This is a genomic window from Thermosporothrix hazakensis (assembly GCF_003253565.1).
In the GTDB taxonomy this organism is placed as follows: domain Bacteria; phylum Chloroflexota; class Ktedonobacteria; order Ktedonobacterales; family Ktedonobacteraceae; genus Thermosporothrix; species Thermosporothrix hazakensis.
On the sequence record NZ_QKUF01000013.1, the window covers coordinates 39,805 to 60,399 of the forward strand.

General features: G+C 52.9%; 12 protein-coding genes. 6 read left to right on the plus strand and 6 right to left on the minus strand.

Going from position 1 to position 20,595, the window contains the following annotated elements; genetic code table 11:
• Nucleotides 1-473: 473 nt before the first annotated feature.
• From EI42_RS17970 to EI42_RS17980, 3 genes are all read right to left on the minus strand, one after another.
• Entirely contained in the window at nt 474-1,454 is a 981-nt protein-coding gene (locus EI42_RS17970) for a BtrH N-terminal domain-containing protein (protein WP_111324017.1), read from the minus strand.
• Nucleotides 1,438-2,010 carry a PadR family transcriptional regulator gene (locus EI42_RS17975; RefSeq protein WP_111324018.1) on the minus strand — a complete coding sequence of 191 codons (573 nt, stop codon included), beginning with the start codon at nt 2,008-2,010 and terminating at the stop codon, nt 1,438-1,440. Before EI42_RS17975 ends, EI42_RS17970 begins: the two co-directional genes overlap by 17 nt.
• A gap of 809 nt (nt 2,011-2,819) precedes the next feature.
• Complete coding sequence (locus EI42_RS17980) at nt 2,820-3,374, minus strand: TetR/AcrR family transcriptional regulator (protein ID WP_170142727.1); 555 nt, start codon at nt 3,372-3,374, stop codon at nt 2,820-2,822.
• A gap of 193 nt (nt 3,375-3,567) precedes the next feature.
• On the opposite strand from EI42_RS17980, the gene EI42_RS17985 reads away from it, so the two are divergent.
• From EI42_RS17985 to EI42_RS17995, 3 genes are all read left to right on the plus strand, one after another.
• A complete protein-coding gene (locus EI42_RS17985; RefSeq protein WP_170142728.1) occupies nt 3,568-4,542 on the plus strand; it encodes an amidohydrolase family protein in 975 nt (324 codons plus the stop codon).
• 477 nt (nt 4,543-5,019) lie between these two features.
• Nucleotides 5,020-5,418 carry a VOC family protein gene (locus EI42_RS17990; RefSeq protein WP_111324020.1) on the plus strand — a complete coding sequence of 133 codons (399 nt, stop codon included), beginning with the start codon at nt 5,020-5,022 and terminating at the stop codon, nt 5,416-5,418.
• Between the two features lie 1,052 nt (nt 5,419-6,470).
• Nucleotides 6,471-6,797 carry a hypothetical protein gene (locus tag EI42_RS17995; RefSeq protein ID WP_111324021.1) on the plus strand — a complete coding sequence of 109 codons (327 nt, stop codon included), beginning with the start codon at nt 6,471-6,473 and terminating at the stop codon, nt 6,795-6,797.
• A gap of 58 nt (nt 6,798-6,855) precedes the next feature.
• Here the strand turns inward: EI42_RS17995 and EI42_RS18000 are convergent, their stop codons facing one another.
• The 3 genes from EI42_RS18000 to EI42_RS33355 all read right to left on the minus strand — a co-directional run bounded on the left by EI42_RS18000 (nt 6,856) and on the right by EI42_RS33355 (nt 9,571).
• The gene (locus EI42_RS18000; protein ID WP_111324022.1) at nt 6,856-7,380 is read right to left on the minus strand and encodes an HAD family hydrolase; all 525 of its coding nucleotides are present in this window, start codon (nt 7,378-7,380) and stop codon (nt 6,856-6,858) included.
• A gap of 288 nt (nt 7,381-7,668) precedes the next feature.
• Nucleotides 7,669-8,940, minus strand: coding sequence for a hypothetical protein (locus EI42_RS18005; RefSeq protein ID WP_137686318.1), 1,272 nt, complete (start codon nt 8,938-8,940; stop codon nt 7,669-7,671).
• A 163-nt stretch (nt 8,941-9,103) separates the two neighbouring features.
• Nucleotides 9,104-9,571: a hypothetical protein gene (locus EI42_RS33355; RefSeq protein WP_111324024.1), complete on the minus strand. Its 468-nt coding sequence runs from the start codon at nt 9,569-9,571 to the stop codon at nt 9,104-9,106.
• A 1,118-nt stretch (nt 9,572-10,689) separates the two neighbouring features.
• On the opposite strand from EI42_RS33355, the gene EI42_RS18015 reads away from it, so the two are divergent.
• The 3 genes from EI42_RS18015 to EI42_RS18025 are packed head-to-tail and all read left to right on the plus strand — an operon-like array spanning nt 10,690 to nt 20,343.
• The gene (locus EI42_RS18015) at nt 10,690-14,196 is read left to right on the plus strand and encodes a helicase-related protein (RefSeq protein ID WP_111324025.1); all 3,507 of its coding nucleotides are present in this window, start codon (nt 10,690-10,692) and stop codon (nt 14,194-14,196) included.
• The gene (locus tag EI42_RS18020; protein ID WP_111324026.1) at nt 14,175-16,943 is read left to right on the plus strand and encodes a DUF1156 domain-containing protein; all 2,769 of its coding nucleotides are present in this window, start codon (nt 14,175-14,177) and stop codon (nt 16,941-16,943) included. Before EI42_RS18015 ends, EI42_RS18020 begins: the two co-directional genes overlap by 22 nt.
• Before the next feature lie 19 nt (nt 16,944-16,962).
• On the plus strand, nt 16,963-20,343 hold the full coding sequence (locus tag EI42_RS18025; protein WP_111324027.1) for a Swt1 family HEPN domain-containing protein: 3,381 nt from the start codon (nt 16,963-16,965) through the stop codon (nt 20,341-20,343).
• Nucleotides 20,344-20,595 lie beyond the last annotated feature (252 nt).

Below are 20,595 nucleotides of genomic sequence, written 5' to 3' on the forward strand. Positions count from 1 at the left end.
AGCCAGGGACGTGTCTTCTTGTTCGCTTCGTAGCATGGTGATTCATACGAGGTATAGTGATAGTCGATATATAACATGTATGGGGCAGAGCGCTGGTATACGGATGTTATCCGTGGCTCAGGACGTAGTATGGTGGGGCTTGCATATGAAGCGGATGGAGCCGTTCTTGCGCTGATTCGTTGTCTTCGGCTCCAATAGCTGTATCAACCGGGTACCACTACTATCGGCATCATCCTTGAAGCCTTCCTGGTGCGTGGCTTTCCGGCTGTACTGCTTCTGTGTGACGCGAACAGGTGGCCCTGCCGCTCCCCACCGCATATGCTCGCGTGGAGTACCAACCTGCGAAGCTGAAGAGGGAGACACTCAAGGGCAGGGCTCTGCGGATTCGGCTGAGAAGCAGAAGGCCCGGGCCTCAGCCGAATCCATGTCACTTGTGTGTTGAAGTCTCTGTTCCGGGGGATCGGGCCCTATTATCAGGCCAGTAGCTCCATAGCCGCACGTTCTTTATTCGCAATTTCGAGCAAGAGTCTGGACGTCTGCTGTAGCTCCTGTTGGTTCCCTGTTCTTCCCGCACGGTCGATCGAAGCAGAAACGCTGACCCACATCGGAGCGATTTCTGTGAACAAATGGTAGGCTTGTTCGATTTTTGGGTCTTCCAACAGCTCGACGCATTCTTTCAGGAAATCCCGGTATAGATTCCGAAACAAAGCACCGCCGGTTCCTGCACGCTCCATCAGCAAAGCGGTCAGGCAGAAATCATGTTCGATATTGTTGCTACGGGAAGGCCACTTCAAAATTTCCTTGCTCATTTTGATGATGCCTTTGTTCCCAATATTGCGAATGGGCGGGTTCAAATAGTCATACGAATTCCTGGTCAGGGCTGTGCGTATGGCTGGGACGAGCGGCGGCAAGGCGTCGACCGGGTCAAGCGTAAAAGAACGATTACGGGAGCTCATGGGTCCCTTTGCGTTTCTGGCCGCGGCCAGGCTGGTTAAACGGGTCTTCACCAGGCTACCCTGTTGTCCGGTGTCCGCCATATATGCGTATTCGTCATCGATACCGTAGAGGACCGCATAGTGACCTGCAAAGTGCACTTTGTTTGTGAAATAGTCCAGGTAATAGGAGTCCAGTTTCAGCCCGACCGGAATCCCGTGTTCGATACAGCTCTGTACGTTCCGCCAGGCTTTATCAACGGATGACGTTTCTTGAATTCGTAGGGTCAACCCGAGCCGGGCGGCGAGATTGGCTGTCAATTCATCCGTTTTTATCCTTCCTCCGATGAATGGAAAGTCCATCCCCTTTGAATCCCAATAGATGAAGCCGAGCCCTTGTCCGAGTCCGAACAGCATCGGTTCCGACAGATGGATCCCCGCAAATTGTAGTAAATTGCCCATCGCTGTTGTTTCACAATGTTGGCCTTGATAGGGAATGAAACCGTCAATGATTTTGCTCATATTCTGCTGTCTCCTCCAGCAACTCTTTCACAAGCCTGGCAACAAACGCGCGCTCGCTCTCGATGAGGCTTATCGGATGTAAGAACAGCGCCCTTACGTTCAACGGCAAGCGAATGCCGCCTTGCGCTTCATACTTCTGCTCTATTTTTTGGGAAGTCTCTCGAAGAAAATCCAGTCGCTTTTGCAGAGCTTTGATGGCCTCGTCCCTCCCGACAAAGGGCAAAGCGGCCACACCGAGATCAAAGCGGCTGTCGCGCTCTCGCGCAGATGACAGGCTGTCCAGGATTTCCTGTTTTAGCTTGACAATGCCGGCCTCGGTGAGGGTAAAACGGGTCGGCATAGGCCCTTTACCGGATTTCCCGTCGGATTGCTCGGTTACGATCCAACCTTTATCGCTCAGCTTCTTTAGCCCTGCATAGATTGAAGTTGTGCCTATATTTGCCCATTCCCGATAACCGCGTTGATCGACGAACTTCTTGATATCGTATCCTGAAGCTTGACGACACTCCGCGATCATTTGCAGCAGCATGAATTCGACATTTGAAATTGGATGCATGGAGACCTCTTTCTCCTTACTATTTCATATGTGAAATATAACACGGGTGAAATAAAAAGACAAGAGGCAGATCTTTGCTTGTTCTGGTGCCGGGAAAGGCTATGATCGGTTTTCATCTTCACTGGCTCTCAGGATCCGCTCGAAGTTGTACATCCGAAACTGAGCGCACTTTTTTCGGGAGTGGAATGCAGGGTTCGGCTATCAATGATGGCGGCGCGGGTTGCCCTTTGTGTCCTTTGATCCCTCGCAACAGCATACATAAATCGTGCACAAGCGCTTCAAAACAGCAGACTATCAGCCAGCGCCTCGTCTGCTGCTACATAATGTACCAGGGTGGCAAGTTATGTGGTATCCTGTGTCAGGATGCTTCTGTGCGCACCATCCAGCACAACCCGTTGAAGACTTCTCTTAGTTCATACTGACGTTGCTCCGCATTTTCGGGTACAAGGTCTATACAGAGCAACAAAGGCCCATTCGTCGTCTGTGACATCGCCTGGATACGGTTTTCTGGTCATCATGCGACCTTTTACCATCGTTTTGGTATCGAGTTCCTGACAGACTCTAGAAAAGGTTGCCACAACCTCGCCTTTCAATAATGAGTGGCGGGAAGGTGCTACAGGACCATATCCATTGCCTGTTTGACGCATATCACCGCCTGAATTTGGCAATGTACTGTCTGGAAGAGCAAGAATTCGGCTCTTTTCCGCAATAGAAGTAAGCTGAGTATTTTACATGTATCCTCAGCTTGCTCTGATTCTGTTGGCCAGCTCTGCTTGTTGGACTGAGTGTGGTATGCGGCGTGCTTCAGCTTAATTGGAGGAGGTGCTTTTTTGCTGGATGCTGGAGAGGATCAGCGTTACGATCTGCTCTGGCAGCTGGTCGTCCAGTGGCTGGTCTGTGGCGTTGGCTCGCACGACAATTGGCCCGATGGCAACTTCCACCAGAAAGTGGGCATCGATATCCTCGGGAAGTTCGCCGCGATCTTTTGCTCGCTGGATGATCGCTTCGGCTCGCTTGAAGCGATCTCGCCAGTAGGCCCGACGCACTTCTTCTAACTCGGGCTGCGTATTCTGCCCTACGACGATCTGGTCGATGACTTTGCCTAAGGGGGTCTGGATACGGGCGATAATCCCACGCAACAAGGCTAGCAAGTCGGTGCGCAGGGCGCCAGTGTCTGGCGTGGGTGTCTCTGTGGCGCTGTAGTTCTGTAAGGCCTCCGCGACGATCGCGGCCTTAGTGCCCCAGCGACGAAACAATGAAGCTTCGTTGACTCCGGCATGAGCGGCAATATCCCTGGTTGTCATGGCTTCATAGCCTCGTTGACTCAGCAGATCGAGTGTGGTAGTCAGGACGGCCTTTCTCACCTGTGCGCTTCTCCCACCAGGACGAGATTTTGTTCGGCCACTGCTTTTCATGGGTATGGTGTCTTCTTTGTTCTTCATGCTCAGGAGTATAGCAGGTGAGAAAACAAAAAGCAAGTGTCACTTGCTTTTTTGCTTCGTCATCTGCTATACTTCAAAACGTAAGTGAGACTTGCTTTTAGGAAGAAGGATATTGATGAAAATTATTGCGTTTGAAGAACATTTTCAGTTCGCTGAGATTAAGGAGGCGGTGGCGCGCTTGCTCCCGGCCTCTGGAGAGAATTTCTATGAGCCGCCGACCGCGCAGCTTGAGGATGTGGGGAGTGGTCGCCTGGAAGCGATGAAAGCGATGGGCGTTGATATGCAGGTGCTCTCTCATCCTGCCGCAGGGATACAGCAGATTCCTGCCGCAGAGGCGGTCGCGCTGGCACGAACGATTAATGATGGACTTGCGGCGGTGGTTCGCGCCCATCCTGAGCGTTTTGTGGGGTTGGCTACTCTACCTACGCCTGATCCAGAGGCTTCTGCTGCTGAGTTGGAGAGAGCAGTGAAGACTCTTGGCTTGAGGGGGGCAATGATTCACGGGCATACAAAGGGGCGTTACCTGGACGATCCTGCGTTTGACTCGCTTCTCTCGGCGGCTGAAGCTCTTGACGTTCCGCTCTACCTGCATCCCGCGCCTCCACCGCAGAAGGTATGGGATGCCTATTACGCTGGTTTCGAGCCTGCTGTGAGTGGGAGCTTTGCAACCTTTGGTTGGGGCTGGCACCTGGATACAGGGATTCACGCGCTACGCTTGGTCCTGGCCGGGGTCTTTGATCGCTATCCCCGTCTGCAAATTGTCCTCGGTCATTGGGGAGAGATGATCCCTTTCTACCTGGATCGCTTCTCCGCTGGACTAACTCCGGTGACTAAAGGCTTGCAGCGACTTGTGAAGGACTATTTTGTCCAGAATATGTACGTTACTCCCAGCGGAATGTTTACGCTTCCTCCGTTCTTGTTGTGTCTCCAGGTTCTTGGGGTTGATCGTATTCTGTACTCCGTCGATTATCCTTTCCAGGCCGGCGATCATGCCAGAGCATTTCTGGAGAATGCCCCTCTCAGTCCTGCTGATAGAGAGAAAATTGCCCATAGGAATGCGGAAAGGCTGCTCAAACTCTCTGTGCTGTAAGGGGCTATATGCGGGAAGCTGAGGATACCTGTAAAATCCTCAGTTCCCTCCAATGAGTAAGCAGGATGTGCTATCCAGATAGGGGGGGTGAATCGTCGGTTGAAGTCAGTGTTTCTCAGCAAAGGGAGCATAGGTACTGGAAGCAGGATGTTTTGCGTGAAGCATCGCTTATAATAGAGAATGACCCTTTGCATTTTGCTGGACCGATTGGGGTGCTTGTAAGGCAGTTCCCCCTTGATGTTGAAGCCTCTCATGGTGGAGTAATGAAGAAGAGACGAGCAAGTAGGCCGGATTCTTGCTTTTCCCAAAAGCAAGGTATCTTGTTGTGTGCTGTTTCCAGAGGGAAGATAGTTCCTTTTGTGCATTCTTGCAGTACAAGATCTGGCAGGGTATGTCTATGAATATCATGGGATAAATTCACAGAATAAAATGCAAAAGAGGAATAGTTATGCTCTGATCATAAAGGAAAAATAATAGATGGAATTTCACGCAATTAGATTACTGGTCAACAAATTTTCTGAAAGTCTGGCATTCTATAAAGATATTCTGGGATTTTCCGGCTGGCATAATGATACTCTGGAATATGCCTATTTTGAAGAAAAAAATCTGGCACTTTTTGCCCGAAAACGGATGGCCCCTGTGCTTGGATCTGAGATACAGGCTCTATCATCCTTCCCTCTCTCCATTTTGCAGTTTGAAGTAGACGATGTTGACGAGGTTGTTCACTCCCTACGAGAAAAGGGCGTTGACTTTGTTACCCTTCCAACAGACATGCCTGAATGGGGATCACGCGTGGCACATTTTTGTGACCCGGATGGCAATGTTATTGAACTCTATAAACCCATAAGAGAGAGGATCGAAGCTGGTTCTGAGTAATGGGCCGGAAGTATTTTCGACTTTTAGAGCCCTGGATCTTCGGTCGGCCTTTTGAGTCGGGTCGGGGATCTGGGGCAGTGATCTATTCTATCCGCTTTTCTCTCATTAAGGATGTTCCTGGTAAAAAATGTAATATTTTATTCTGAGCACCAATTTCCCGGTTTTTGCGTATCACCTGTTATGCCCGCAATGAAATGCTCTTCATCTCAGGGAACAACAGATAAAAAGAGTGACCTGCCAGATGGTAGCAATCTCGGCCTACTGATTGGAATTTCTACCCTCGGCACCTGAGTAGACATTCTCCCAAAAAGGTATCAATGTGCTGTGCCAGCTCTTCGCGCATGACTCGCTCGAACAAATTTTGAACGATGATCATCAGCAGAGGCGTAAGTGCTGAAAGAATGCTTTTGCTTTGGGCGAACAGGGGAGGAGGGTGCTGGAACGCACTCTGTCAGGGTGGTCCCGCGGCCCTGCTTGCGGGGCATCCACCAGCAAGCAGGATGAGCAACGTAGTGGGCAGCAGTTTCCTCCGTCAATCACCTCCATCAGAAGGAGGAGGCTTGTGTCTGAACTCCACTGCACCTCAGAGAACCGTTGCAGGCGCTCTGCTTTGGCTTCCTTGTTCGACACATCAGGGACAGGCGACACGTGCTCCGTTCTCGTCCAGCAGGACCGGATGAGAAGCGTTCTTCGTTCGACGCGTGTGGCAGTTCACTGCGCGGCCCGCTCCCGTGAAGGGGGAAGAGGACTCAACAGCGAAGGTTTCGTAGTGGTGAGGGTGATGGTCAGCAGAGGGGATACGTTGCAGGTGTAGCTCGGCTCACCGGAAAGGAGATGCTTCTATCGGCGAGCAGTTTCTTTTGGGGCAGGAGAGGAGACCGCGCCACAACGCTCTTCGTCGTCATCGCATGTCTGAAACCGCCTGTGAACCGCGTTCGTGCACTACAAAAGAGGATGTCTCTGCTCTACAATGGTCACCATGTTCCGTTGTAGAGACGGGATGAGGAAGCTGCTCTTTATCGGGCAGGGGAAGAAGAACAAGGGTGAGTAACATGATGGAGTTTGAGGATACTTTGCGTAATTGTTTACAGGCGGTGCAGAGTCGCTTTCCAACAAACCTGATTGAGGTGAATCAGGATGTGTTAGGAGAACGGGTGTTTTCGCTGCGCTATCGTTCGACGCTGGAAGTGGTGGCCTGGCTTGAGCATACTGACCCTGCCCTGTTGGAGGAACCAGCGAAGGTTGTGGTGAGTGCCCAGAAATGCGAGATTGTCTTACCTGGTCGTTCCCCGCATCCCGCATTCTGGCTCTACCATCGAGGGAACATGCCGGATCGAACCGAGGTGCATAAAGCACAGGGGAGCCAGGAAGCTCCCTGATGAGTTACTATGCTCGTGATTGTCGCCTCTATGAGGATGAGTGACAGGCACACGCGTCTCATACGAGTTCAAACGGCAGCCCGGCAGCGTTAGCCGCTTGTTTATCCATGGCACTGGTCCCGATGTAAAGGCATTCAGCAGGAGGGACCTGGAAGTGCTGCGTGATGGCGAGGAGCATGGCCGGGGCTGGTCCGGTGACCTGGCTCACATAGAGGGCTCCCTGAGGAAAAAGCGATTGCATTTCCTGCTTAATCTGCTCGATGGTGGCTTGATAGGTCTGCGCGGACATTGTTTCCTGGGTGGTTGGATCGCCCAGGGAGAGGAACCAGGGGACTTGCTGCAAATCGAGGGCATGGCTTATCTCCTTGATGGAGGCCGCGACCCGTGCAGCAGCAGAGAAGCTGTCGGGAGCCGTCGCTTGCTGCTCGGCGGTATGTGCAATGAGCTTATTTGGGTTAGTGGTGATGGCGATGGGAAGCTGTTGTGCACGAATGTGTGCGAGGCGCTCGGCTGCGCCTGGTAACGGTGTGATGCTCCCCTTAGAGATAAGTGCGTCAAGGTCGATAATTACAGCGCGGATCATTATTGGTTCCTTTCACTGGTGCTCACCTGCTGAGTGATCTGAGCGTCTGGTGCTGCCGATCCTACTATTGTAGAGGTGTGCTCGGGTGCTGACAAGCGTTCTTGCCTTTCTTTGTCCACGTTTGAGGGAGGAGGAAAGAAGACAGAAAAGAGCAGAAAGGGACTTCCGTGCCTTTGCTCGTCTCCACTTCGTCCTTGAGGTGACCGGTCGCGATGGAGTTAGACAGAGCAGACAGCGAGGAAGGGTTTGCCACCTCGCTGTCTGTGTGATGTCAAGGTCCGGGAAGCCTCAGGCAGTTTGGCCCCAGGCGAAGCTATTGGCCGGAACCTGCCAGTGCGTACCAGACGCATTATTCAGCGTGTACTCGACCACATCTCCATTACTGGAGGGGGCCAGAGGGAAGGAGAGCGTGAACTTTGCGTTAGCTGGCTGCCAGGAGACATCACCTTCGATCTGCCCTTGATAGGAAAAGAAGGTTGTATCCGGGTTGCGCATGGAGATGGTTGCAAGAACCGGAGGGCCATCATACATCCGTGTATTGGCCAGAAGGAAGCCACCATCAGGAGACCAGGAAAGCCGAATGCTATGGGTAAAAGCCTGTGATGGTAAGCGCGTAAAAACCGTTGTCACCTTCTGGTCGAGATCCTTCGTCTGGATGCTGCTGCTGTAGCTCTTATCCGGTTTCTGTACAATGTGTTGCCAGGCGATGGTACCCAATGCCGAAACGTCCCAACCGGGTTCCTGGAATATATTCGTTTCTCGGCCATCTGGTGAGGGAAGGCAGAGAGGCACCGTGCCGGCATCAGCAACTTTATTGGCTCGGGTTGGGTTGTTGAGGCTCACGGCATAGATCTCCATATGGAGTTTGGGATGAGCGCTCTGACCATCGAGCAGCGTTGAAGCTTCATAGTACAGGTTATTGTTGGTGTAGCGCATCGGCCTTGCTTGATAGTGGTTCTCCACGCCGGGTAAATCGCTGGCTCGTACGAGCTGATGTACTGCCTGCTGAGGCGTAGAGAGTCTGGTCAGGTCGATGATGTAGAGTCCTTGACGATGCCAGGCCAGCAGATGGTTTTTGTCCTGATGGAATGGGTTGTTATCCTGCTGGAACAGGAAGGCCCAGTTACCATCATAGAGCCCGGAAGCTGGCTGAGGATCACCCGGAAGCGAAATGGTAACAAGCTTTTGGGTCACCGTATCATAAATGAAGAGCTGCCCATAGCGCCCGATCAGATTGGTATATCCACAGCCGCCGCCGCCTCCACCGTTATCCGTCGCTTTGAGCTTAAAGGCAACATAGCGATCATCGGAGAGCCAGACCGGTTGATCAAAGTAAATCATAAGCGGGTGTTTGTTTTCATAGGAGAAGTGCGTGACCTGTTGTGGCACGTTCCCATGTTTTGAGAGGTAGAGCTGATTGTTGTAAACATAGGCATAATCCACTTTTTGAGGGTTCGGGGTCACCGCGGCGTGAGCTTGCCCGGTAGTGAGAGGAAGCAGGAAGCCCAACATACCGAAGAGCAGCAAGAACATACCCGGGTGATGACAGAATCTCCGCATACATTTCCCTTTCTTCATGAAGAAAAGAAAAAAGGCTTTAACACGATTTTATCCAGTGTTCTGTAGTTATAAAAGACATTTCTAATTATTATATCTCTGCTCATGTGAGTTTTGTTGCGCTGAATTTTCCTGTTCATGTCATCCTGCTTGCGATGTTCAGGAATTACGGCATGGAGAGCCGACTGATGTAAAGAACATGCCTGACAGAATCTTTGATGCTGTATTGTGAGGTGAGCATGAAGACCTTCTCTGGCAATTCAACCCCAACGTCTTGCTCCGTGCCAGAAGAAGGATCGCTTATCAGAGAGAGGGTCCTTTTTTCCCTCGCTATCGCCATTACATAGAGCGTTTGAATAAAAATATTCCATACTTTGTTGAAATTCTGGTGAAAAAAGTGATTTTTCGGTAAGATAAGAACAGAGGAGCTGGAAACTCTATCAGAAATTTTCTGTCTGCCAGGTGGCTGCCTCCTCTTGTAAAGCATGTTTTCTCTCCCCATCAATGATGAGAGGCGAGCACAAATACCATAACCTGGACGTTTTCCCGAAGAACACCAGTATGGAATAAATGGCATATTATCCATTTGGAGTAGCTTTATGAATAAATCACTCTGGAAACAGCGTAACTTCATGCTTCTATGGAGTGGACAGCTTGCCTCCTGGATTGGAACAGAAGGAACTGGTATCGTACTCCCTCTCGTTGTTCTGGCTTAAACAGGTTCTTCTGCTCAAGCTGGAGGGGTTGCTGCCATACGAGGGTTTGTCTATGTTTTCTGGGCACTTCCAGCCGGGGCATTCATTTGAGTGCACTGCTTTTAGGGATAACGCTGCTTTCCTTCTTAATTTTCGGTCTATATGCATTTGCAATAAATACATTTCTTTTAGCAGGAATCACGGCTCTCTTTTATGCAATAGACCCACTCTATTATGTGACACTGTCTGCCTATACAGCGAAAGCCGTTCCTGATGAAATGAGAGGCAGAGTGATAAGTCTCCTTCGACTCGTTGACGTCGGAGCACACTCCTTTGGTTTATTTATTATCTGAATAGGAGGGGTATTTTTTCGCTGGTTGCGATACTCTCCTTTCTTACTCTGGAAAGGCAGTTTTCCTTTTTTACCTCTCTTCCCGCTGTTCTATGCCTCTGCCACGAGCAACTTTCTTCCCGGAGAACATATTTCTGACCTGTGAAATTATTCCACATGAGATATGCTTTCTTGTGAGATAGTGGCTCTGTTCCCCTCGCACAGAGGAGTCAGAACGGGTGATATGAGGGCTGTTTTTTGTTCTATCTCTGAACTGCTATGCGGTCTAAGAGAGAACGATCTGTAGAAGGATACCGCAAGTCACTGTATCGAGCCGCGCTGCTCGGACTCGTGTCCGTTCCTCGTGTTGTTCCACATCTCTTGCTCTATGTGAGCCTCTTTGCTTCCTCTGCGAAAATCCCTGTCGCTTCTACATATCAACTTTTTATTTTCTTTCTCCAATTGTTGAGTCAACCTGCCTGGCAGAACGAAAAACAACTGCGCTGGCCTCTATTGCCCCTTTGGCTAGTTCCGGTACCAACGAGCACTTTCTAGAATTTATTCTGCATATACCATTGCAACGCTTGCTGTGGGCCTGATCCACTTCAGTAGGATGTGTTAGAATGTAATTGTTTCGTATTGGCCTGCATGTTTAGTTCTGTTAAAGTAATCATGCCGTTGTATACCCTTACTACCATTGTTTTGTTAGAAAGAAGAAGGATATCAATGGCTCTCCTTGAGGAACTCAGGCCGGGGATGCAGATAAAGGGGCTGCTTCCTCAGAAGACTGTGACCCTCATTGACGTGAAAGCATACGGTTCTGCTGTTGAAATCACCTTTAAAGACGCCAATGGACAGCCGGGATCACAGTTATTGTATGCGCGGGAAGCAGCCGCGCTTGAGATTATTTCGACCGATACGCTCTGGAAATTTGACGCCGATGGAGCGCATTTTCGTCTGATCTCCGAGGCCTATCGAATTCATCTTGCCCACCTTTTTGATCCACTTGTCGCGGTACATAGCTCGCTGATCGATCCTCTGCCGCATCAGATTACTGCTGTCTACAGTACGATGCTGAGCAGACAGCCTCTGCGCTATTTGCTGGCTGATGACCCTGGCGCAGGAAAAACGGTCATGACCGGACTTCTACTTAAAGAACTCCTTATTCGTGGTGATCTGCATCGCTGCCTGATTGTGGCGCCTGGCAGTCTTGTTGAGCAATGGCAGGATGAGCTAAAGCAGAAATTTGACCTGCGATTTGAGATCTTGACGCGGGATCGGCTGGAGAACTCTTTTTCCGGCAATATCTTTCAGGATCTGCCCTTATGTATAGCTCGCCTTGACATGCTCGCTCGTAACGAGGAAACACAGGAGCTGCTCAAGCAGTGCGAATGGGATCTGGTTGTTGTCGATGAGGCACATAAACTGTCTGCGACCGTCTTTAGTGGCGAGGTGAAATATACCCGTCGTTACCAGCTTGGTGACATGCTCGGGCAGCGGACGCGCCATTTTTTGCTTCTGACGGCGACTCCCCACAACGGAAAAGCTGAGGACTTTTCCCTCTTTATGCGCTTGCTCGATCACGATCGCTTTGAAGGCACGCATCGCGAGAGCCACGAAACGCCTGAGGTCTCGGATCTCATGCGCCATATGCTCAAGGAAGAGCTGTTTACCTTTGAGGGCACACGGCTGTTTCCCGAGCGTAAGGCGTATGTCGTCAACTATACGCTCTCCGGGCCCGAGAAGCAGCTATATGAGGAAGTGACCGACTACGTAAAGAACGAGTTTGATCGCGCCGACAGCCTGGAACAGAAGAGCCGAAGAGGGACGATCGGCTTTGCCTTGACCATCCTTCAGCGGCGGCTGGCGTCATCTCCCGAGGCGATCTACCAATCACTCAGGCGGCGAAAAGAGCGGCTGCAAAAGCGCCTGGATGATGCGCTTCAGATGCATGCCGATGAGACTGCTCCGCTGGCTCTGCCGCGTGATCTCCCGCTGTTCGAGAGCGATGAGCTGGAAGAGCTTGAAGAGTTGCCTGATGCGGAGCTGGAAAAAACGGAAGATCTGGTTGTCGATCAGGCCTCTGCTGCGCGCACGATCGCCGAGCTCAAAGCTGAGATTCTCCGCCTGGCGCGGCTTGAGGAGCTGGCTTTGCGCGTCCGCTGGAGTGGCACCGATCGCAAATGGGAGGAACTGGCGAACCTGTTGCAGAGCGATGCCATGTTCGACAATGAGCATCATCGCCATAAGCTGGTTCTTTTTACCGAGCACAAAGATACCCTGAACTATCTTGCTGACCGCATTCAGATCCTGCTCGGACGGCCCGAAGCGGTGGTGACGATTCATGGCGGTATGCGACGAGAAGAGCGCCTTGCTGCACAGCATGCATTTACTCAGAACAAAGATATTTTGATCCTGATCGCAACTGACGCGGCCGGAGAGGGCATTAATCTTCAGCGCGCCCATCTGATGGTTAACTACGATCTGCCCTGGAACCCGAACCGGCTTGAGCAGCGCTTTGGGCGTATTCACCGTATCGGTCAGACAGAAGTGTGTCATCTCTGGAATCTGGTTGCCCATGAGACGCGGGAAGGCGAAGTCTTCCATACATTGCTCAAGAAGCTTGAGCGTGAGAATGAGGCGCTTGGGGGCAAGGTATTTGATGTCCTGGGGAAACTGCACTTTGCTGATCGCTCGCTCAAAGATTTGATTGTCGAAGCGATTCGCTATGGGAATGATCCGGCTGTGCGCGCTCGGACGTTTCAGAAGGTCGAGAGTGCGCTTGATCATCGCCATGTGCTGGAATTGCTGGAACAGCGAGCGCTGGTGCGCGAGGTGATGGATGTTGCCCGCGTGCGTCAGGTACGTGAGGAAATGGAACGTGCGGCCGCCCGTCGTTTGCAACCACATTTTATCGAGGCCTTTTTTCTTGCGGCATGTGAGCATTTCGGGATGCGCTGCTCGCAGTATGAGCCACATCGCTATCAGATACGCCATGTTCCGCTTGCGTTGCGCAAGTGGGGTCAGGCAACCCGCAACATGATTCTTGAGTCCTATGAGCGGATTGCCTTTGAGAAGAAGCTGCTGACGTTGCCAGGCAAGCCGCCCGCAGAGCTGATCTACCCGGGTCATCCGTTGCTTGATGCCATGCTTCACCTGTTGCTCGAACGCTATCAGGGACTCCTCAAGCAGGGCGCTGTGCTGGTTGATCCACTGGACCAGAGCGAGGAGCCGCGCGTGCTCTTCTATCTGGAGCATACTATTCAGGAAGCGGCTCCCGATGCGTCGGGCCGACATCACGTTGTTTCTCGTCAGCTTCATTTCCTGGAAATCAATCGGGCTGGTGAGGTTCGGACGGCTGGCTATGCGCCTTTTCTGGATTATCGCGCCTTAGAGGACGAGGAACTCTCCGTTGCTGAGGAGTTGAAAGCACAGCCCTGGCTTCGCGCCGACCTTGAGGAGCGGGTGCGTGCGTATGCGATCGAACACCTTGTCCCCCATCATTTTCGAGAAGTCGAGCAGCGACGGAAAGAACATATCCGCAAGACCAGGCAGGCCGTTCATGAGCGCCTGACTCGCGAGGCGATGTACTGGGATGCTCGTTCTGTCGATCTGCTGGAGAAAGAGGAGCAGGGCAAGCCCAATGCCCGCCAGAACTCACAGCAGGCCCGGCAGCGGGCAGAAGAACTGAGACTGCGCCGAGATCAACGCCTGGCCGAGCTTGAGCATGCAGAGCATCTCTCTGTGCTTCCGCCGGTGGTCGTTGGCTGTGCCCTGATTTTGCCTGTTGGGCTGCTTCGCAAGCACATTGAAGCGCAGCCTTCTCCGAACATCTCCCGTGATACGGCCATCGTCGAGCACATTGCGATGCAAACGGTTATGGCAATCGAGCAGGAGAAGGGCTACATTCCACGCGATGTTTCAAGTGATAAATGCGGATACGACATCGAGTCGCGCATACCCGGGAGTGGCAAGTTACGCTTTATCGAGGTCAAAGGCCGCCAGAAGGGAGCCGAGACGATCACCGTCACTAAGAACGAGATTCTAACCGCACTCAATAAGCCTGAGGATTTCTTCCTTGCTATTGTGGAGGTTGACGGCGAGCGCACCACGACCTGGTATGTTCAGTGCCCCTTTGAACGTAAGCCTGATTTCAAGGCAACAAGCGTCAATTATAGCCTGAAAGCAATGGTTCGAGGAGTTCCCCCTGTATGTCGTATAAAAGGAAGTTAATAGAGGTCAATATTCCGTTAACGAAAATAAATGAAGCCTCTATTCGGGAAAAATCGATTCGGCATGGCCATCCCTCAACACTACATCTCTGGTGGTCTCGTAAGCCACTGGCAACGTGCAGGGCTGTGCTCTTTACCTCGCTGGTAGATGATCCCTCGGCGCATCCCGAGCTCTTCCCGACTGAGAAGATTCAGAAGCAGGAGCGTGATCGTCTGTTTCGTCTGATTGAGGATCTGGTGCTATGGGAGAACAGCAACAATGCTGACGTGCTGGAAAAGGCGCGCAAAGAGATCAAGAAGTATGCGGGCGAGACCTTGCCGGCTGTGCTGGACCCCTTTGCGGGAGGCGGATCAATCCCGCTCGAAGCGCAGCGCCTGGGCTTGCGCGCGCATGCTCGCGACCTGAACCCGGTTGCCGTGCTTTTGAATAAAGCGATGATGGAACTACCGGCAAAGTTTGCCAGACGGCCGCCGATCAATCCCGACGAGCATTTTGATATTTCTGCGGAGTGGCAGGGTGCGCGCGGTCTTGCTCACGATATCCGCTATTATGGAAAGTGGATGCGCAGGGAGGCACAGAAGCGTATCGGTCATCTCTATCCACGGATTCAACTCCCTGCTGAATACGGGCATCAGGAGGCAAATGTGATTGCCTGGCTCTGGGCAAGGACCGTTACCTGCCCGAATCCGGCCTGTGGGATACAAGCGCCTCTGGCAAGCAAATGGTGGCTCTCGAAGAAAAAAGGGAAAGAGGCCCGGGTTGAACCGATCATCGATCAGGGATGTACCCCCCCACGCATCCGGTATACCGTGCTGACCGGCAAAGGGGAACCGCAGGACGGGACGGTCAATCGTAGAGGAGGGACCTGTATTGTTTGTGGCACGCCCCTGCCCTTCGAGTATATCCGTGAGGAAGGGAAGCAGGGACGCATGGGCGAGCAGTTGATGGCTATTGTTGCCGATGGACCGACGGGCCGCGTCTATCTTGCACCGACAGAGGACCATATCCAGAAAGCAGATGTCGAGCCGCCATATGATATCCCTGATACATGCTTGCCCGAACAGGCGCTTGGGTTCCGGGTGCAGCTCTATGGGATGACAAAGCATAAAGATCTCTTCACCAACCGGCAACTCGTCGCCCTGGCCACCTTCAGTGATCTGGTGCAGGAGGCGCGCGAGCAGATGGTGCGTGATGCGCAACGGACAAGCGACCGCGATGATAGGGATATTCAGGCCTATGCTGATGCGGTTGCAACCTATCTGGCACTTGCTGTGGATCGTCTGGCTGATAGAAATTCAAGTATTTGTTCCTGGGATAGCACACGGGATAGTACACGGAACACGTTTGCTCGACAGGCGCTCCCGATGGTCTGGGATTTTGCGGAGGCAAACCCGTTCAGCGAATCCACAGGGAATTTTCTGGGTGCTGTTGACTGGGTGGCTGAGGCAATTGAAATATCTGCATATGGCGTTGAAGGCTCCGTCAAGCAACAGGATGCGACCAGCATCGTGAATGGCGTTACACAGCCCGTTATTTCGACCGATCCGCCCTACTATGATAATATCGGCTATGCCGACCTCTCTGATTTCTTCTATATCTGGCTTCGTCGCTCGCTCCATCCGATCTATCCCGAGCTGTTTGGCACGATGCTGGTTCCCAAAGCGGAGGAACTGGTTGCAACGCCGTATCGTTTCGGTGGTGATAAGCGGACTGCCCAGCGCTTCTTTGAGGTGGGATTGGGCAAGGCCTTTCAGAAAATGCGAGAGGTGCAGCATCCTGACTACCCGCTGACGGTCTACTATGCCTTCAAACAGGGAGAAGCCGAAGAAGATGAGCAGGGCAATGGAACCGTGCACGCCTCAACCGGGTGGGAGACCATGCTTGAGGGGCTGATTCGCGCAGGTTTTATGATTACCGGCACCTGGCCGATGCGGACCGAGCTTGCCAATCGCACCGTGGGACACGGGACAAATGCGCTGGCCTCCTCGATTGTGTTGGTCTGTCGGCCACGTGAGGTCAACGCGCCGATTGCCTCGCGCCGCGAATTTTTGAACGCGCTCCGTCGCGAACTGCCGCATGCATTGAAAGAATTGCAATCGGGTAATATTGCTCCGGTTGACCTTGCGCAGGCCAGTATCGGCCCGGGGATTGCGATCTATTCGCGCTATAGCAAGGTCGTTGAGGCAGATGGAACGTCGCTCAAGGTGCGCACCGCGCTGCAACTGATCAATCAGGTGCTCGATGAGTTCCTGACGGAGCAAGAAGGCGAATATGATCCCGAGACCCGGTGGGCGATTGCCTGGTATGAGAACAACGCCATGAAGCCCGGGCTCTATGGAGAGGCTGAGACACTCTCAAAGGCCAAGAATACATCTGTGCAAGCAATGAAGGAGGCGGGCATTGTGGAGGCAACTGGTGGCAAGGTGCGCTTGCTCCGAGCCGACGAACTCCCGTCCGAGTGGAACCCCACACAAGCGCATCGGTACAGTGTCTGGACGATTATGCTCCGGCTTATTGATTCGCTGGATAAGAAGGGAGAGAGGTCCACGAGTGCACTGTTGCGACAGGTCGGAGAACAGGGGGAACTGGCCCGCGATCTCGCTTACCACCTGTATAACCTCTGTGAACGCAAGGGGTGGGCTCAGGAAGGGATGGCCTTTAACAGTCTTGTGGCATCCTGGAGTGAGATTCGTCACCTTGAAAGCAAAGCCCCCGGAGAGCAGATAAAGCAACAATCTCTGATGTAAGAAATGAGGGAGATGGATTATGGCGCAAAGCAATCATGAGCGGGTTGGAAAAGCGCTGGATGTGCTTAATGAGGCGCTGAAGCCTTACATTGAACATAGAATGTATACTGTCTATAAAGAGCAATGGTGGCAGAAGGCGCAACAATCTTTGAAGAGTTTTCAGCAAACAGAGGATGCTGAGGACGCTCATCTCGACACCACAGCGCTGCTCACGATTATGTTGAACAACTGGTTCGATGTCTTTGGCAAGACGCTTAGGCTTGCCGAGCGCAGTTGGGTCGGTGAGATCCGAGATGTACGGAATCGTTGGGCGCACCAGAAATCCTTCAGCAGCGATGATGTGTATCGGGCGCTGGATACGATTCACCACTTGCTCAATGCGATTGCGGCTTCGGATGCCGCCCGGAAAATCGAGCAGCAGAAACAGGACGTGCTTCGTCTTCGTTATGAAGAGCAGGCACGCCGTGAGTTTCAGAAAACCGCTATTACGCCTATTGAGGGGCAACCGGTCGCGTCGCTGCTTCCCTGGCGTCAGATTGTGACACCGCATCCTGATGTCGCATCTGGAAAATACGAGCGAAGCAGCTTTGCGGCGAACCTCGGGCAGGTGCACCGCGGTGAGGGAGAGGAAGAGTATCGAGATCCGCGGCGTTTCTTTGAGATCACCTTTCTGACCGAAGGACTGACCCGCCTGCTCAGTGATGCCCTGCACCGGCTCTCGAACAAAGGTGGAGATGCGATTATTGAGCTTCAGACGAACTTCGGAGGTGGCAAGACCCATTCACTGCTCGCCCTCTATCACCTCTTTTCGGGGACGCCAGCGCATGAACTGCCGGGTATAGAGGATCTGCAGGAAAGAGTGGGAATCGAGCATATTCCACGTGTCAAGCGGGCCGTGCTGGTTGGATATGAGCTCTCTCCCGGGCAGGCGCAGCTTAAGCCTGATGGTTGTAAGGTGAACACGCTCTGGGGTGAGCTGGCTCATCAGTTGCTTGGCAAGGAAGGCTACGAGATGGTGGCCGAAGCCGATCAGCGTCGGGTCAGTCCCGGCTCAAATGTGTTGCGTGCGCTCTTTACGGCGGCTTCTCCCTGCCTGATTCTGATCGACGAATGGATCACCTATGTGCGCCAATCCTATAGTGATCCCACTCTGCCTTCTGGCTCCTTCGACGCGAACATGAGCTTTGCTCAGGCTCTCACAGAAGCTGCCCGGGAAACGCCCGGCACGCTGGTTGTGGCGACTCTGCCTGCTTCTGATATCGAGACCGGAGGCGAGGGAGGGAAAGAAGCCCTTGCCCGCTTACGAAATATCTTTGGGCGGGTGGAATCGCCCTGGCGTCCGGCCAACGCCGAAGAGGGATTTGAGATTGTGCGCCGTCGCTTATTTCAGCCAATGAATCCCGCCTATTACCCGGCGCGTGATGCGGTTGCGAAACGCTTTGTGGAGTTCTATCGCGAGCAAGCGCAGGAATTTCCGCTTCATTATCGCGAGGCCGAGTACGAGCGTCGGATCAAGAGCTGCTATCCCATTCACCCGGAACTATTTGATCGCTTGTATAACGATTGGTCAAGTCTGGAAAAATTCCAGCGAACTCGCGGAGTACTGCGTTTAATGGCTGCTGTGGTGCACTCGCTCTGGGAGCGGCAGGATACCAATTTGCTGATTCTGCCAGCAAATGTGCCGATTGATGAGCCGAATGTGCAGTATGAGCTCACGCACTATCTGGAAGACAACTGGGTTCCCGTCATTGAGAAAGACATTGATGGACCGAACTCGCTTCCCCTCAAGATCGACCGGGAAACGCCGAACCTGGGACGCTATTCAGCATGCAGGCGTGTTGCGCGAACGATCTATCTGGGATCTGCTCCTCTTGCCCAGAACGGCAATCGTGGGCTGGAAGATACGTTTATCAATCTCGGGTGCGTGCAGCCCGGCGAGCAGGTTTCGACCTTTGGCGATGCGCTGCGTCGTCTGAGCGATCATGCAACTCATTTGTATCAGAATGAACGACGCTACTGGTATAAGACCCAGCCGAGCGTGACACGTCTGGCACAGGATCGCGCCGCCCAGCAGGATGAATATGCCGTCCTGGAAGAGATCGAGCGCCGCTTGAAGCTCGAGCAGAACAATCGGGGCGATTTCTCACGAGTGCATGTCTGCCCGGCCTCCAGCAGCGACATCCCTGATGATGATACTGCTGTGCGGTTGGTTATTCTCAAGCCGCAGTTTGTGCATGGGCGCGCTGACCTGGAGAGCCCGGCCTGCCGGGAGGCCACGACGATACTGAATATGCGAGGGAATGCGCGTCGAAGCTATCGCAACACGCTGATCTTCCTTGCACCCGATCGTTTGCGCCTTGAGGAACTACAACAGGCCGTGCGCCGCTATCGCGCCTGGAAATCTATTTATGAAGAAAGCGAGACGCTCAATCTCGACGCGTACCAGAAGAAGCAAGCAGAAACGCGGCTCAAAGACGCCGATGAGACGATCAATCAGCGCTTGCCAGGTACCTATACGTTTTTGCTGATTCCCGATCAGCCAGACCCGCGTAAACCTGATGTATTGACGGAGTTGCGCATTCAACCTCAACAGGTCGGCAGACTTGCCGAGACCGCCAGTCGCAAGCTTCGGACTGAGGGACTGCTGCTGACAGAATGGGCCGGGACGACGCTGCGCCACGAACTGGACCGAATCCCGTTGTGGCAGAATGACCATATCAGTGTCAAGCGGCTTGCCGAGAATTTCGCCTGCTTTATTTATTTGCCACGTCTGAAAAACAGCGATATCCTGAAAGCGGCGATTCAGGATGGGGTAGCATCGAAGCAATGGGCAGAGGAAACCTTCGCCTACGCAGATAGTTGGGAGGCGGAGACGAACCGGTATAAGGGGCTCAAAGCAGGCGAGCTTGCGGAAATTCGGCTCAACTCCGACGCGGTGCTTGTGAAGCCAGAAGTGGCACAGGCACAGCTTGCCAGCGATCTGGCGCGAAGCATGAAGCCGCCAGTGGAGCCCGGTGGGAATCAGCAGGACAATGGTGGCATGAAACCGGTCGGTGAGAACGGACATCTTCCCAGAGGAGAAACGAACGGACATGATTGGCCACCAACAGGGCCGGGGAGCGTCTCAGTGCCTGTGCTCCCGGAACCGCCAGAGGAACAGCTTCCACGCCGTTTTCATGGTACTGTTGATCTGGATCCGTTGCGCATGGCTGGAGATGCGGCGACCATTATGCGGGAAGTCGTGACCCATCTGGCGGGCCTTCTGGGATCTCGGGTCACGGTGACGCTGGAAATTCAGGCTGAGATTCCCGATGGTGTGCCCGAACATATTCAACGCATTGTTCAGGAGAACTGCCGTACACTCAAATTCCACCCGCAGTCAGGTTTTGAGGAAGAGTAGCGACGGTTCGCTGAAAGAGTTTCTCCAGCAAAAGTAGAAGAGGGGATTCCTGGAAGCCTGCTAAAAGAAGTGTCGGGCATCTCCTCTTTTACCGGGCTTCCGCACCTGATGTCGTCACTTATGCATCAGAGTCGGGAATAAGTGAGGACACTGCGGGCAGATTGTGCCCTGCTCAATCCAGAATCGCGATAACTCCACGCAGGCGGCTTGCCAGAGTATGCCTGACATCCGCGATACGAAGTATCGTGATGT

What these genes read in the sequence shown, in the direction of transcription:
- EI42_RS17970 (WP_111324017.1), bottom strand. Translation starts at nt 1,454, where the DNA reads ATGAGCAAAATCATTGACGGTTTCATTCCCTATCAAGGCCAACATTGT.
- EI42_RS17975 (WP_111324018.1), bottom strand. Translation starts at nt 2,010, where the DNA reads ATGCATCCAATTTCAAATGTCGAATTCATGCTGCTGCAAATGATCGCG.
- EI42_RS17985 (WP_170142728.1), top strand. Translation starts at nt 3,568, where the DNA reads ATGAAAATTATTGCGTTTGAAGAACATTTTCAGTTCGCTGAGATTAAG.
- EI42_RS17990 (WP_111324020.1), top strand. Translation starts at nt 5,020, where the DNA reads ATGGAATTTCACGCAATTAGATTACTGGTCAACAAATTTTCTGAAAGT.
- EI42_RS17995 (WP_111324021.1), top strand. Translation starts at nt 6,471, where the DNA reads ATGATGGAGTTTGAGGATACTTTGCGTAATTGTTTACAGGCGGTGCAG.
- EI42_RS18000 (WP_111324022.1), bottom strand. Translation starts at nt 7,380, where the DNA reads ATGATCCGCGCTGTAATTATCGACCTTGACGCACTTATCTCTAAGGGG.
- EI42_RS18005 (WP_137686318.1), bottom strand. Translation starts at nt 8,940, where the DNA reads ATGCGGAGATTCTGTCATCACCCGGGTATGTTCTTGCTGCTCTTCGGT.
- EI42_RS33355 (WP_111324024.1), bottom strand. Translation starts at nt 9,571, where the DNA reads ATGAAGTTACGCTGTTTCCAGAGTGATTTATTCATAAAGCTACTCCAA.
- EI42_RS18015 (WP_111324025.1), top strand. Translation starts at nt 10,690, where the DNA reads ATGGCTCTCCTTGAGGAACTCAGGCCGGGGATGCAGATAAAGGGGCTG.
- EI42_RS18020 (WP_111324026.1), top strand. Translation starts at nt 14,175, where the DNA reads ATGTCGTATAAAAGGAAGTTAATAGAGGTCAATATTCCGTTAACGAAA.
- EI42_RS18025 (WP_111324027.1), top strand. Translation starts at nt 16,963, where the DNA reads ATGGCGCAAAGCAATCATGAGCGGGTTGGAAAAGCGCTGGATGTGCTT.